This is a genomic window from Chryseobacterium sp. FH2, assembly GCF_001045455.1.
Classification (GTDB): Bacteria; Bacteroidota; Bacteroidia; order Flavobacteriales; family Weeksellaceae; genus Chryseobacterium.
This window is the reverse complement of sequence record NZ_LFNE01000004.1, coordinates 89240-103609: the sequence shown is the minus strand read 5'-3', so window position 1 is coordinate 103609 and position 14370 is coordinate 89240. Positions and strand designations below refer to the sequence as shown.

Annotated in this window: 12 protein-coding genes; 3 read left to right on the top strand and 9 right to left on the bottom strand. The window is 33.8% G+C overall.

The window, feature by feature from the left end; all coding sequences use genetic code 11:
* Nucleotides 1–60: 60 nt before the first annotated feature.
* From ACM39_RS07675 to porQ, 5 genes are all read right to left on the bottom strand, one after another.
* On the bottom strand, nucleotides 61–558 hold the full coding sequence (locus ACM39_RS07675) for a hypothetical protein (protein WP_048510456.1): 498 nt from the start codon (nucleotides 556–558) through the stop codon (nucleotides 61–63).
* A 3-nt stretch (nucleotides 559–561) separates the two neighbouring features.
* Nucleotides 562–870, bottom strand: coding sequence for a phage holin family protein (locus ACM39_RS07670; protein WP_048510455.1), 309 nt, complete (start codon nucleotides 868–870; stop codon nucleotides 562–564).
* 80 nt (nucleotides 871–950) lie between these two features.
* Nucleotides 951–1301, bottom strand: coding sequence for a YtxH domain-containing protein (locus ACM39_RS07665; protein WP_048510454.1), 351 nt, complete (start codon nucleotides 1299–1301; stop codon nucleotides 951–953).
* A gap of 93 nt (nucleotides 1302–1394) precedes the next feature.
* Nucleotides 1395–2069: a (d)CMP kinase gene (gene cmk / locus ACM39_RS07660; RefSeq protein ID WP_048510453.1), complete on the bottom strand. Its 675-nt coding sequence runs from the start codon at nucleotides 2067–2069 to the stop codon at nucleotides 1395–1397.
* A gap of 94 nt (nucleotides 2070–2163) precedes the next feature.
* Nucleotides 2164–3156: a type IX secretion system protein PorQ gene (gene porQ, locus ACM39_RS07655; protein ID WP_048510452.1), complete on the bottom strand. Its 993-nt coding sequence runs from the start codon at nucleotides 3154–3156 to the stop codon at nucleotides 2164–2166.
* A gap of 167 nt (nucleotides 3157–3323) precedes the next feature.
* Between porQ and pyrH the strand changes: the two genes are divergently transcribed.
* Together pyrH and frr are read left to right on the top strand one after the other, a co-directional pair.
* A complete protein-coding gene (gene pyrH / locus ACM39_RS07650) occupies nucleotides 3324–4031 on the top strand; it encodes a UMP kinase (RefSeq protein ID WP_048510451.1) in 708 nt (235 codons plus the stop codon).
* Between the two features lie 126 nt (nucleotides 4032–4157).
* Complete coding sequence (gene frr / locus ACM39_RS07645) at nucleotides 4158–4712, top strand: ribosome recycling factor (protein WP_048510450.1); 555 nt, start codon at nucleotides 4158–4160, stop codon at nucleotides 4710–4712.
* 53 nt (nucleotides 4713–4765) lie between these two features.
* Here frr and ACM39_RS07640 read toward each other — a convergent pair whose 3' ends face one another.
* The 4 genes from ACM39_RS07640 to ACM39_RS07625 form a co-directional block, all read right to left on the bottom strand.
* Nucleotides 4766–5395: a hypothetical protein gene (locus ACM39_RS07640; RefSeq protein WP_048510449.1), complete on the bottom strand. Its 630-nt coding sequence runs from the start codon at nucleotides 5393–5395 to the stop codon at nucleotides 4766–4768.
* Nucleotides 5396–5498: 103 nt separating this feature from the next.
* On the bottom strand, nucleotides 5499–6953 hold the full coding sequence (locus ACM39_RS07635) for an LptF/LptG family permease (protein ID WP_048510448.1): 1455 nt from the start codon (nucleotides 6951–6953) through the stop codon (nucleotides 5499–5501).
* Nucleotides 6954–7107: 154 nt separating this feature from the next.
* Complete coding sequence (locus ACM39_RS07630; RefSeq protein WP_048510447.1) at nucleotides 7108–7755, bottom strand: LolA family protein; 648 nt, start codon at nucleotides 7753–7755, stop codon at nucleotides 7108–7110.
* 69 nt (nucleotides 7756–7824) lie between these two features.
* On the bottom strand, nucleotides 7825–10389 hold the full coding sequence (locus ACM39_RS07625) for an FtsK/SpoIIIE family DNA translocase (protein ID WP_048510446.1): 2565 nt from the start codon (nucleotides 10387–10389) through the stop codon (nucleotides 7825–7827).
* Nucleotides 10390–10877: 488 nt separating this feature from the next.
* On the opposite strand from ACM39_RS07625, the gene ccsA reads away from it, so the two are divergent.
* The gene (ccsA, locus tag ACM39_RS07620) at nucleotides 10878–14123 is read left to right on the top strand and encodes a cytochrome c biogenesis protein CcsA (RefSeq protein WP_048510445.1); all 3246 of its coding nucleotides are present in this window, start codon (nucleotides 10878–10880) and stop codon (nucleotides 14121–14123) included.
* Nucleotides 14124–14370 lie beyond the last annotated feature (247 nt).

Here is a 14370-nt window from a genome sequence, read left to right as displayed (position 1 = left end):
GTAAAGCTTAATACAATTTTAAAACTAACTTCCAGCCTCTAATATATAACTTCTAATAAATTATATAAGTTGCTCCATACTGGAAACACTTTTGTTTTTCTGATAAGTTTCTAATTTTTTCCTTACAAACTTTAGTGCAACCGGTGCCAGATAAATCAAAGCAACACCTATCAGTTTTTTCTTCCACTTCGGGCTTTTCATACTTTTCTTTGCATAGTTGCCCACCAAAGCTGTTATACCTAATTTTATAATAGTATCCAAAGCATTTCCTGAAAAAGCAGATCCGGCAATACTCATTGCAGTATTCTTACTAATCAACATATCTTTTACCTCAGAAGTAACCTGTTTAGCAATTACGTCTTTTCTCAAAACTATTTTTTCATCACCGTTTTTATCTACTTTTTCCTGAAGATACTGATCAGTAAGTCCGTTGGTAAATGCGCTTAAGCTTTCTTTGGTATTTTTAAATGTCAAAAGGTTTTCCAAATCATCAATTTCATCTTTCAATAGCTTTTTCTTTATCCTTAATTCATTTAAATTTTCATAACTTCTCCCCATAATTTAGTGGTTTAAAAATTTAATAACATTATCTGCAACAGTATTTACTATCTTATTCTTAAAGATAACAATAAAAATCATGATTAAGAAATAAAATGCTGCTACGATAAGAAAACCGTATGATGTATTATCTAAAGCTTTACCAATAAGAAATGCAATTCCGAAGTTGAAAAGAACAATAAAAAAAGCAAAAGCAACAAGCAGTACTACAAAATAGGTGACAAGCCCTGCGGAAAGAGAAGATTTTTCAGTCGCTTCTATTTTCAGCAAATCGATTCTCTTAGACGCATATTCTTTAATAGTTTCTATCATTGTTTTTTTTTTAAGTTACAAAAAAAGGAACTTTTATACGCAAAGTTCCTTCCACAATTTAATCTTAAAAATTAAATTATTTATTTTTTAAGATCATTTAATTCTGCCTCTACATCTTTTACAACGTCAGTAGTTTTCGCAACAATTTGATCTTTGTATCTGTCATAACCGTCTTTTACAGTATGAGCTACATTATTAGCTGTTTCTTTAAAAGTAGAAGAGATATTGCCATATTGATCTTTTACTTTGTCAGAAACTTCTTCATACTTATTTTTAGCCTGATCTTTTAAATCGTTTGCCTTAGTTTTAATTTTTTTTCTGGTTTCTTTACCTTCTTCCGGCGCATAAAGCATTCCTAAAATTACACCCGCCGCAGCACCTGCAAGAAGTCCCGCTAATATACCTGCTGTATTGTTTCCTTTTCTAGACATTTTTCGTTTTTTTAATAGTTAATAAACATTAGTTTTTACAGTAATAAAACTACAATTAACATACCAAAGGGTGTGAATGACTTATAAAAAATGTTAAATCTTTTGAATGTGAGATAGAATACTGTTTATGGTTTCATCTTTCGTAAGATTTGTGTTATCTATGACAGTGGCATCTTCAGCCTGCCTTAATGGCGCAATTTCTCTTTCACTGTCAATTTTGTCACGTTCGAGAAGATTTTTTTTCACCTGCTCCTCTTCTGTATTGATTCCTAAACTTAAAAGTTCATGGTATCTTCTTTTCGTTCTCTCATCAATACTTGCTGTAAGAAAAAATTTGAAATCAGCATTTGGTAAGACAACAGTTCCGATATCTCTTCCGTCCATAATAATTCCGCCTTTTTGTGCCAGAGTCCGCTGGGACTGTAATAAAAAATCTCTTACTTCTTTTTGTTTTGCCACAAAACTTACATTATCTGACACCTCATTAGTACGGATTGCTTTTGAAATATCTATATGATTGAGAAAAAGAATTAATTCTCCGTTATCATTCTTAAACTCAAGCTCGATCTGATCAAAAGAAGAAAATAATTGTCCGAGATTAATAGAACCATCTTCATACAGGCAGTTTTGTAAAGCAAACCATGTAACACCTCTGTAAAGCGCACCCGTATCTAAATGAATAAGCCCCAATTTTTGGGCAATGACTTTAGATATTGAACTTTTTCCGGTAGACGAGTACCCATCGATAGCAATTACAGGTTTTTTCATACCGCAAATTTCAAGATTTTTTTTAAAAAACCAAGAAACCTTAAGAGATTTTCTTAAGGTTTCTGTATATGTTGTTATTATTTAAGGATAAAAATTATTCTCCACGATGACTGCTAAGGTCTACTGAAACGCCTATCTGATTCACATTTGAAGCATTATGATATCTTATATGCGCATAATCTAAACGAAATCTTGAGACTTTGATTCCAAAACCACCTGAAAGACCTGAAAAGTTTCTCTGGTCAGCTACGGCAAGTTCGTTTCCGCGTTTCACGTTATATCCCAGCCTGATATTAAAGTTTTTCTCAGGGAACAATTCTGCTCCAACAGAAAAGTGATCAGCAATTTTTCTTCCAACATTTACTTCCTGACCGTTTACGTTGTAATCTGAAGAAATATTAAATTCCTGCAAATCATGAGCTGTGACTGTAATCGCAAGCGGAATCGCTTTTAAAGTCCGGGTATATCCCAAATCTATTCTAAAAGGTAGATTTTCCCTCGTTCCATTGAAAGATTTAAACTGATATCCGAAATTCCTTAAGACTAATGAAGCTACTTCTTTAGTCTTTTTATTGTGATAAGTAATCCCCGCTGTTCCCGCAATCGCAGAAGAAGTGTAGGTATCAATTTTTGAAGTAATGAAGTTTAATCCCCCGCCAATTGTCCAGTCTTCTTCGAATTGGTAGGCATATCCTGCTCCGATCGCAACATCTGAGGCCGAAAATGTACCGTTTTCAAACCCACTTTCATCTGTTCTCGGAATATTTCCATAGCTCATATACCGAGCGTTGACAGTAGCCATATGACCATTATCAAAGTCTTTAGCATAGGCAATGGTTCCGTATTTAGAGTCTGCTAAATAAGCAGCTCCGTTGATGGAAAGCTGTTTGTCTGAATCTTTATTCAACAAAGCCGGATTTGCAATAGCAAATGAAGCATCATAATCCCTTATCGTAATTGCGTCTCCTCCTAAAGCAGCCTGTCTTGCAGAGACGGGAATGTTTAAGAAAGGGTAAACATTTGCTCCTGTTTGTGCAAAAGAAACAATTCCTGATAGAAACAATGAAAAAATGACAATTTTCTTCAATTCAGTTTATTATTAATGCAAAAATAATCCTTTTTCGTACTTTTCAAAATATTTCTCACATTATTTATACTTAAATATTTTTCTTTTATCAATATTTTTAATGATTATATTTGCAAAGTCAAATTTTTGACAAATCAGGTAAACAAAAAAAGTTATTTAAAATAAAGATGAAATATAAAAGAATCCTTCTAAAACTTAGTGGTGAGGCCTTAATGGGGAACAGACAATACGGCATTGATACTGACAGATTACAGGAATATGCTGTAGAAATCAAAAAAGTGGTAGATAAAGGTTGCGAAGTTGCCATTGTAATTGGAGGAGGAAACATTTTCCGTGGAGTAGCAGGTGCTGCAAAAGGGATGGACAGAGTGCAGGGAGATTACATGGGAATGCTTGCAACAGTAATCAACGGAATGGCCCTGCAAGGTGCCTTAGAGCATGCAGGAATCAAAACAAGACTGCAATCAGCCATCGAAATGGATAAAGTGGCTGAGCCCTTCATTAAAAGAAGAGCGGTAAGACACCTTGAAAAAGGAAGAGTTGTCATCTTCGGAGCGGGAACAGGGAACCCTTATTTTACAACGGATACGGCAGCAACTTTGAGAGCTATCGAAATCGGGGCTGATGTTATTTTAAAAGGAACCAGGGTAGATGGTATCTATGACAGCGATCCTGAGAAAAATGCAGGTGCTGTAAAATATAATTCATTATCTTTCGATGAAGTTTTCGAAAAAAATCTTAAAGTAATGGATATGACAGCATTTACTTTAAGCCACGAAAATAAATTGCCCATTATTGTTTTTGATATGAACAAAGATGGTAATTTAGAAAAAATTGTAGACGGAGAAAATGTCGGAACTTTAGTTGATTTGTAGGTTTGGTAACGGATAAAATATTAGGGTCAGGTAAACCAATTTAAATATACCACCTATTATTTAGTTACTTATCTAAAAAATCAGTTATTATATAAAATGTGTAACTTATCAAATTTTGAATATATAATGGAAGAATTAGATCTTATATTAGAATCTGTAAAGCAGGACATGGATGCAGCTGTAAAGCACTTAGAACACGCATTTCAGAGAATTAGAGCAGGACGTGCTTCTACATCAATGGTTCAGGATGTTATGGTAGAATATTACGGGGCTCCGACACCTATCAACCAGGTTGCCAATGTTTCTGTACCGGATGCTATGACAATCTCTATTCAACCTTGGGATAGAACAGCTATCGGTGCAATAGAAAAGGCTATTATCAACTCTAATTTAGGTTTTGCACCTTCTAATAACGGGGAAAATATTATCCTTAATGTACCTCCATTAACAGAGGAAAGAAGAAGAGAATTGGCAAAACAGGCTAAAGGAGAAACGGAAGATACTAAAATCGTTGTAAGAAATGCCAGACAAAACGGGTTGAAAGAACTTAAAAAACTAGACGGTGTTTCTGAAGACGTTATCAAAGGATTAGAAGAAGAAATCCAGGTTCTTACTGATAAATTTGTGAAGACCTGTGATGAACATCTTAAGATAAAAGAAGCTGAAATTATGAAAGTATAATTTTCGGTTTTTTGAAAAAATAAAGGGGCTTCAGTTTTGAAGTCCCTTTATTTTTAAAGACATTTTATTTCGCCTTTTTTATCTTTATTTTTAAGGATTGACCGATAAACTGCCATCAGTTCTTTCACATTATATTTTATTTCCTTGTTTGGAACGGTTTCAGGGTCTACATTTTTACCAATTGATCTTACGGTGAAATTTTTCTCCAGAGATTTTATAGGATTGTTGTTTTGCAGATAAATTCGAAGTTGATTAATACTATCTTTCGTAATTGGTTTTCCAGTCGTTCCGCCATCAAATTGCCATACTGTATCATCTTTGAAGATGAAAAATATATGGCCATTCTTCACGTAATACTTTGTTAAAGAAGAGTAATGACTGTCTGCCAGAAAGTGTTTTACCATTTTTAGCTTTTGATTTTCATAATAAAAATGAATTTCACCTTCTATTTCTTCGCAGTTATAGCTAAAACCGGTTGAATCAAGCTTTTTGGCAATTAGTTTATCATTCAAAACAGCAAATTCTTTTTTAATGTCATCAATAGTTTGAGGATTATTTGTTTGAATTGAGTCTATTTGTGATACTTGGTTGTTTTTTGAAACAGACTTTAAAACATTTTCATCTGATTCTTTTTTGCAGGAAATAATTAATATAAAACTTAGTATTGCAAGTATAATTTTCATATAAAAGTGATTGTGTAATGCTAAAAGTACAAAAACTTAAAAAAAATAAATAAAAAAAGATTCAGGAAACTCTGAATCTTTTTTTGTTTTGAATCGTAAAAGATTACTGATACCTCTTATGTTCTTTATTTTTAGAAAACCTTCTTGTAACAGGCTTAAAGAATGCTTTATATTTTTCAGCGTCAAACAACTGAGAATCTGTAAGTGCTTTATACGTCATCCAAATTCCGAAAGGGAGCAGAATCATGTTCGGAAGCCAAGCTGCTAAATAGGGGTCCATTTTTCCAACCCAGGCAATATTTTCAATTCCTAAATTCATTACGTAGAAAACAATGAAAATCACAATTGCAATAATTACAGGAACACCCATTCCTCCTTTTCTGATGATCGAGCCTAAACTTGCACCAATCAGGAAGAAAATAATACATGTAAATGAATAGGAAAGAATTCTTTGCTGATAAATAATGACTTTACTGAAATACTTTACATTTTGTTTTATTTCAGTGCTTTTTCCATCCAGGGTAGTTTTCAGATTGTCTAATCTATTGTGAGCATTATAAATCATTTCAAGCTTTGTTTTAGACTTTACCGTATCAATTTTTACCTGCTGTTTCGGTTTTTCTTTCTTCTTATTTTGCTCCATGTAGCTTACCACGGAATTTGTCTGATTCAATGCATCACTTGTAGTAGTCTCTATAAACTGTTTGTTATCTTTCTTAATTTTTGAAATCGTTTCGAAAAGCTCATTAAATGTGTTAAAACGATAATCGTCTGTAATTTGTTCTTTTTCGATAGCTTTATTAATGATATCACTAATATCGAAATGAGAAGTCAGTGTATCAAATTTTATCGCCTGGTCGGGTTGTTTTTCACGGGCATTCCCACTTTTTCCTTCAAAAGCATCTTCGTAAACATATCCATTATATAAAACCAATTTCAGGAAATTTCTATTAGCTGCTGGAACAAATTTTCCTTTTTCCGCTACAATTGACTGTTGATTTTCGTAAGTGCTGGATTTTCTGTGAACAAAAACGCCTTCAATATTTTCCCCGTTTTCACCATAAATTTTATCAAACTTCACCATATAACCGGGAATCTGATCAATAAACTGTCCCGGAGTAAAGTTCAGGGCAGGTTTGGTTTGAGCAATATTAAAAAGCATGTTTTTTGCTTTTTTCTGAAAATCAGGAATGATGTTATTTGAAAAGAAATATAGCATGATGGCCAGTAATGTGGTAACTCCCAACAGTGGCATCATGACTCTCGTTAGGGATATCCCGGCAGCTTTCATGGCAGCGAGTTCGTACCGTTCTCCAAATTCTCCGAACGACATAATACTCGCCAAAAGAATGGTAAGCGGAAGTACCATGCTCACAACATTCACTCCAAGGTAAAAAAGAAGTTTGAGGATTTGCCAGTAAGTCAATCCTTTCCCCATAAATTGCCCTAATTGAACCCAGATAATGTTTACAATAAAAATGAAAAACAATACACTGAATATAAAGAAAAATGGTCCGAAGAAGGTCTTTATGATATATTTATCCAGAATTTTTAACATGCGCCAAAATTAATGAAAAAGCCACAAAGTTTTCTTTGTGACTTTAATATTTATTATTTTTTTATAATTAAAGAAAAAGCGAAATCGTAAAACAGCAAATCTGCTTTTGAATTGTTCATTTTCTTGCGATTCTATGATTTCGCCATTTATACTTTTATAATTCTGTAATGATATAATTTTTAAACTTACTTTTATCAAATACAAACATATTTGAATCTAAATTCTGGTTTTCTTTATATTCCTTAATAGCAATTACAGCCACATCATTATTATTTCCGTGCTGTTCCAGTTTTACCATTTGCTTTTTTGCGGAATCTACAAACAGGTAAACATATTTTAATCCGTTTGCCTTTACCGGAGTAAGTTTTATGAAATCTGCGCTTATACCGTTTACCGTTTTCTTACCGCCATATGTCACATTATAATCATTTCTATAGGTTGTAAGATAATTGATAGGGGAGAACATGCTGCTGCTTTCATTTGGTTTAGCAATTGTCACCTCCATATCTTCTGCATTGATATTATAGATTTTATTTCCGTCAAAAATCTGTTCTGTATCCATGATTTTCAACTTATATTTATCTCCTGCAGCATAATAAATTCCCGGTTCCGTTTTAGCAACCTGGCCATTAATGCCACTTCCGAAAGAAAATTTAAAATATGTATTCTTTTTAGAATTATAATTTGCTGTAATATCGTCTAATATTTTTTTTGCCTTTGCATCGATCTTTTGTGCAGTGGCAAAACCCACAGCTCCTACAACAAAACTTCCCAATACAATTTTTGAAATAATACTTTTCATTTTTAATTTTTATATATTTTAGACATTCTCAAATGATAAAAGTTAAACTCAAAATTGTCTGTTTATCCCTTACCCACGCAAATCTTCCAAAAACTGTTCCAAAGAATGAAGATCACTGATGATTACTTCTCTTGCTTTGGCTCCGTTGAAGCCTCCTACAATACCGCTTGCTTCCAACTGATCCATAATTCTTCCCGCTCTGTTATATCCTAATTTTAATTGTCTCTGAAGCATAGAAGTAGAACCTTGCTGAGTTGAAACAATAATTCTCGCCGCATCTTCAAATAATGCATCTTTTTCATTCGGATCAAAAGTTCCTACGGTATTGGTAGAGTCCTCAGACACATATTCCGGAAGCAGGAATGCTGAAGAATATCCTTTTTGCTCACCGATAAATTCAGCTAATTTTTCCACTTCAGGAGTGTCCACAAATGCACATTGAAGTCTTAGAATTTCATTTCCGTTAAAATAAAGCATATCTCCTTTACCGATAAGCTGATCTGCGCCTGTAGAATCCAGAATGGTTCTCGAATCGACACTTGAAATTACTCTAAAAGCTGCTCTTGCAGGAAAGTTAGCCTTAATCATACCTGTAATTACATTTACAGAAGGTCTTTGTGTTGCCACAATCAGATGAATACCAACGGCTCTTGCTAACTGTGCTAATCTGGCAATTGGTAGCTCAACTTCTTTTCCGGCAGTCATAATCAAATCCGCAAATTCATCAACTACTAAAACAATGTATGGCAAATAACGGTGTCCGTTTTCAGGATTTAATTTTCTTTCCGTGAATTTTTTATTGTATTCTTTCAAATTTTTACAGAAAGCATTTTTAAGTAAATCATATCTTGTATCCATTTCGATACAAAGAGAATTTAACGTATTAATTACTTTATTGGTATCCGTAATAATGGCGTCTTCTGAATCCGGAAGTTTTGCCAAATAATGCCTTTCAATTTTTGAATATAAAGAAAGTTCCACTTTTTTGGGGTCAACCATCACGAATTTTAATTCGCTCGGATGCTTTTTATACAGAAGAGAAGTAAGAATCGCATTAATACCGACAGATTTACCCTGACCTGTAGCACCCGCCATTAACAAGTGAGGCATTTTTGATAAATCAGCCATGAAAACTTCGTTGGAAATCGTCTTACCGAAAACCACAGGCAAATCCATATCTGTATTCTGGAATTTGTGAGAAGCAATCACAGAACGCATAGAAACCATCGTAGGATTTTTTCTGGGAACTTCAATTCCGATTGTTCCTTTTCCTGGCATCGGTGCAATAATTCTGATTCCCAAGGCTGAAAGATTCAATGCGATATCATCCTGCAATTTTTTAATAGCAGCAACTCTGATTCCCGCTTCCGGAACAATTTCGTACAAAGTAACAGTTGGGCCAATCGTAGCTTTAATTTCGGCAATCCCAACATTAAAGTTTTTAAGAAGCCCAACAATTTTATTTTTGTTTTCCTCTAATTCTTCTTTATTTATAGAAATTTCTTCGTTTCCGTAATCTTTTAAAAGTTCGACCGGCGGCATTTGGAAATTTGCTAAATCCAGTTTATGATCATAAAGACCATGCTTATCGACTAATTCCTGAGATTTTCTGTCTGATTCATCCAAAACATCGATTACGGGTGCAACCTCTACATTGAATTTTATTTCATCTTTAGCAACAGTTACCGAAGAAGGAGAAGAATTCCCTGAAGGCTTAATATCAAAAGCCTGTTCCGGAGATGTTGTCGGGATATTTGGTTTTGTATTTAAATTTAAATTAACCGATTGTGAAAAATCATTTTTGTCATCCTCAAATGAAGTATGATTTGGCGTCACAATTGTATTTAAATTTGTAGAAACAGGAACTTCCGGAAAATCTTTAGGAATATTTACGGGATCAGGTTCTGTAATTTTCACATTGGTTTTTTGAGCAACTTCTGTTACCGTAACTTTCGGTTGAACATCTTCAGTACTTCCTGCTTCCTCCATTAATTCTTCATCAGCTTCAAAATCTTCATCAGAACTTGGCATCATAGATTTTACCTTTCCAATGGTATTTTCGTTGATTTCGTTGAATTTATTTTTAATAGAACTTGGTCTTAAATTAAACTCCAAAACGAAATATAGAATAATACTGGCTGCCAAAACAAGCCAAAGCCCAACACTTCCGATAATAGCATCCATCGAATCCATGATTTGATAACCATAAACTCCGCTCAAAACTCCCTGACCTTTTGTAATAGCTCCAAATAAAATGGGTAACCAGCAGATGAAAAACAAAGAATGGCCAAATGTTTTCCAAGGCTTAAAGATTTTCTTTTTCAGGATCATTGTTCCAAGAACCAAAAATAAAAATGCTATAATAAATGAAGCAACTCCAATACTTTCAAAAATGAAAAGATTTCCCAGCCAATCTCCCAGTTTTCCAAAAACATTTGATGATTTTATACTTTTATCCAACATAGTCCCTGCCTGGCTCTGATCAGCCTTCCAATTTGCTAAATATGAAACAAATGAGAAAGTAAGAACTATAGAAAAAAGTATACATATAAGCCCAAAAAATACTCTTGGCTTTGATAAAAGTTTGCCTTTCTCAGGCGACTCCTGCTGCTTGTTTTGTGTCTTTTTATCCATAATATCAATGTGGCAAATTTAATGTTTTTTCAACAGTAAAATAATCTTTTGTACTTAAAAAAAACTGTTAAATTCTCCTTAAATAATTAGATTTTAATTTTATTTCGTTTAATAATTATTGATTAAAAATATTTAAAATAATTTAATTATTAGTTTAAAGTTTACTTATGGTTTATATTATATAAAAGAACAAAGTTTAAAAAATTTCGGAATAAAATAGTATAATAATAAATTATCTTACTTATTGTAATTATCTATTAAACAGTATTTTATGTTTATAATTTTGTATGGAAAATTCAATTATATAATCAGCTATTTTAGATTCACGTCCTAATTTACATTAAAATTTAAATTTTTCTCAAGTAAGAATAAGCTTATTAAGAATGATTCAAAATTACAAAAACAGGCTTTAAAATGACAAAAAACAGCTTTTTTTATCTGCTTTGTTCTTTATCCTGCTTATTTTTGCATGTCAAGTAAAAAAAATCATGAAGAAGCTCCAAGATATTATTATCTCAACCAGAACAATGGCTGTGTTGTTATTGGTGTATGCATTCGCAATGGCTTATGCAACGTTTTTGGAAAACGATTACGGAACTCCAACAGCAAAAGCTCTAATTTATGAAGCAAAATGGTTTGAATTAATCATGTTCCTGCTGATTCTCAACTTTATAGGCAATATCGGAAGATATAGACTTTGGAAGAGAGAAAAATGGCCGGTTCTGATTTTCCACCTTGCCTTTGTGCTTATTTTCTTAGGTGGTGCTATCACAAGATACATCAGTTTTGAGGGGACAATGCACATCAGAGAAGGGGAAACTTCAAACGAAATTGTAACCGACAAAAATTTCTTTAAAATCAAAATTGAAGAAAAAGGCGATGCGCTTGATTATCAAGATATTCCTTATTTGATGTCTCCGCTGCACAAAGATTTTAGTGCCACTTATGATTTCCACGGAAAAGAGATAAAAGTTGTTGCTAAAGATTATGTTCAAAGAAAAAAAGACAGTTTGGTTGCTGAATCAAACGGTACAGAATATCTTCATTTGGTTTCTACAGGAAATACGGGAAGACAGAACATTTATATCAAACCAGGTGAAACAAAATCTATTAACGGTACTTTGGTAACGTTCAACAGAGCAATTGACGGTGCAGTAGAATTCAGGAATGATGGTGGAAAATTAATGATCAAAACACCTGTTGATGCGTCTTATATGACGATGGCAACTCAAGCGACAGGAAATACAACAAAAAATGAATTTCAGCCTTTAGCTTTGAGAAGTTTATACAGCATTAACGAATTGAAACTTGTCGTGCCCGAAGGCCTTAAAAAAGGACGGCTAATCGCTATCGAAGGTGACAGAAAGAAAGACCAAATGGTTCCTGATGTACTCACTGTAGAAATTCAAGGTCCTAAAACAAAACAATTGGTAGATTTATCCGTTGAAAAAGGAAATCCGAATGCTTACAAACAAGTAGCCATGGATGGGCTGAATATCATGCTTGGTTTCGGGCCAAAAATTTACAATACCCCTTTCGCGCTTAAATTAGATGATTTCGTCATGGAAACGTATCCCGGAAGTTCATCTCCAAGTGCGTATGAAAGCCATGTTAAAATTATTGATAAAGGAACAGAAACTCCTTATAAAATTTATATGAACCATGTTTTGAATCATGGCGGTTACCGTTTTTTCCAGTCTAGTTTTGATCCGGACAGAATGGGAACAGTACTTTCTGTAAACCACGATTATTGGGGGACTTTGATTTCTTATATTGGATATGCATTTTTATTTATCGGAATGTTTGTTATCTTCTTCTGGAAGGGAACTCACTTCTGGAAACTAAATAAAATGTTGATAAACGTTAATAAGAAAAAAGCTACGATGGTTGTTTTGTTGCTTTTAAGTTTAGGCTTAAATGCTCAAAAAATTGAAACACATGGTACCACAGATGGAAGCAGAGAACACGTTCATATAGAAGGTGATGGCCATACTCATGCAACCGCTCCTGAAACAGTTCAGCCACAAGGTCCACAGCCGTTTACAAAGATGAAAGTGGTTTCGGCAGATGAAATTATTGCCAGAAACAAAATAAGTAAAGAACATGCTGATAAATTCGGATATCTTTTGGTTCAGAATTTTGAAGGAAGAATTGTTCCAATTAATACGGAAGCTCTAGATGTTTTAAGAAAACTGTATAAAAAAGACGAGTTCAAGGGAACAGATGGAAAATCGCTTACTGCGAATCAATGGTTTTTATCTGTCAATACAGATACTCCAAGCTGGACAATGGTTCCAATGATTCGAGTTGGAGAGAAAGGAGGTGATGAATTGAAGAATAAAACAAAAGCGAATGATGATGGCTACACTTCATTGATGAATCTTTTCCCGGCTGATGCCAATGGAAACCTTACATACATCTTAGAACATGATTACAACACTGCATTCCGTAAAAAACCGGCAGAACAGACAAATTATGACAAAGAAGTAATTGCCGTAAACGAAAGAGTTCAGATTTTCAACGAATTTTTCAGCGGACAGTTTATGAGAATCGTTCCTGTGAAAAATGACCCAAACCATACTTGGCATTCTTGGCTTGATCAAAAATTCGAACCGGATATGGAATCTCAACAGGTAATGGGGCCATATTTCGCAGAAGTTTTACAAGCACAGCAATCAGGAAACTGGAGCAAAGCAGATGTTGAATTGGCAAAGCTTTCAGATTATCAGCAGAAATGGGGGAAAGCAGTAGTTCCTGCAAAATCGAAAGTTGATCTGGAAGTTTTCATGAATAAAGTAAATATCAACTTCAAATTATTGATTTTCTATACGTTAATTGGAGGATTACTTTTAATTTTAGGTTTTGTTGAGTTATTCAAGAAGAATAAAGTTGTAAATAAAACCATCAAAATAATTATCATTATAGGTATTGTTGGATATTTATTCCACTTCTTAGGATTGGTTGCAAGGTGGTACATTTCCGGCCATGCTCCTTGGAGTAACGGCTATGAAGCTATTATCTTTATCTCTTGGGTAGGTATTACAGCGGGCTTATTGCTTTACAGAAATGCCAACGCATTGATTCCTGCAGCAGGATTTATGGTGGCTGTTATTATGATGGGATTTGCTCATGGAGGTTCCGCACTTGATCCGCAGATTACACCACTTGTACCTGTATTGAAATCTTATTGGCTGATTGTTCACGTAGCAATTATTACATCCAGTTATGGTTTCTTTGCCTTATCGATGATCATTGCTGTAATTAGTTTGGTATTCTATATTATTTCAAGCAAACAGACCTACAAGTTACACCACGATACCACATTAAAAGAGTTGGCTATTGTTTCTGAAATGTCTCTTACCATCGGATTATTTGCTTTGACAGTCGGAAACTTTTTAGGAGGAATCTGGGCAAACGAATCTTGGGGAAGATATTGGAGCTGGGATCCAAAAGAAACCTGGGCATTCATCTCAATTATGGTATATGCATTTGTATTGCACATGAGATTAGTTCCTGGATTGAGAAGCAGATGGGCATTCCACGTAGCGACAATGTTTGCTTTTTGCTCGATGGTAATGACTTATTTTGGAGTAAATTATTACTTAAGCGGACTGCATTCTTATGCAGCAGGAGATCCTGTTCCGGTTCCGGCTTGGGTATATATCGGCTTGGCTACGATGACTCTTTTATCATTAGTTTCTTATTTTAAATTCAAAACGTTAAATAAAAAATAAATTTTAAAATCTTAATAAAAAGAAAATCCCGGAAAAGTCATTTTTATCGGGATTTTTTATGTTTAAAAACTAACAAAATTTGTAATAGATGCTTTGATTTTGTCTGGCATGACATCTCTAATTTGTAACATTTTTTTACAAAATTTCTCCTCAATATATAGCAAAGTAAAAGCCTCTCAATATTTATAAAATCTGAGCACAGGAAAACTGACAACAGATAACTGGTAAATTAAAATTTTTCTATATC

Coding starts and splice junctions, on each gene's coding strand:
- ACM39_RS07675 (WP_048510456.1), bottom strand. CDS start 558: ATGGGGAGAAGTTATGAAAATTTAAATGAATTAAGGATAAAGAAAAAG.
- ACM39_RS07670 (WP_048510455.1), bottom strand. CDS start 870: ATGATAGAAACTATTAAAGAATATGCGTCTAAGAGAATCGATTTGCTG.
- ACM39_RS07665 (WP_048510454.1), bottom strand. CDS start 1,301: ATGTCTAGAAAAGGAAACAATACAGCAGGTATATTAGCGGGACTTCTT.
- cmk (WP_048510453.1), bottom strand. CDS start 2,069: ATGAAAAAACCTGTAATTGCTATCGATGGGTACTCGTCTACCGGAAAA.
- pyrH (WP_048510451.1), top strand. CDS start 3,324: ATGAAATATAAAAGAATCCTTCTAAAACTTAGTGGTGAGGCCTTAATG.
- frr (WP_048510450.1), top strand. CDS start 4,158: ATGGAAGAATTAGATCTTATATTAGAATCTGTAAAGCAGGACATGGAT.
- ACM39_RS07640 (WP_048510449.1), bottom strand. CDS start 5,395: ATGAAAATTATACTTGCAATACTAAGTTTTATATTAATTATTTCCTGC.
- ACM39_RS07635 (WP_048510448.1), bottom strand. CDS start 6,953: ATGTTAAAAATTCTGGATAAATATATCATAAAGACCTTCTTCGGACCA.
- ACM39_RS07630 (WP_048510447.1), bottom strand. CDS start 7,755: ATGAAAAGTATTATTTCAAAAATTGTATTGGGAAGTTTTGTTGTAGGA.
- ACM39_RS07625 (WP_048510446.1), bottom strand. CDS start 10,389: ATGGATAAAAAGACACAAAACAAGCAGCAGGAGTCGCCTGAGAAAGGC.
- ccsA (WP_048510445.1), top strand. CDS start 10,878: ATGAAGAAGCTCCAAGATATTATTATCTCAACCAGAACAATGGCTGTG.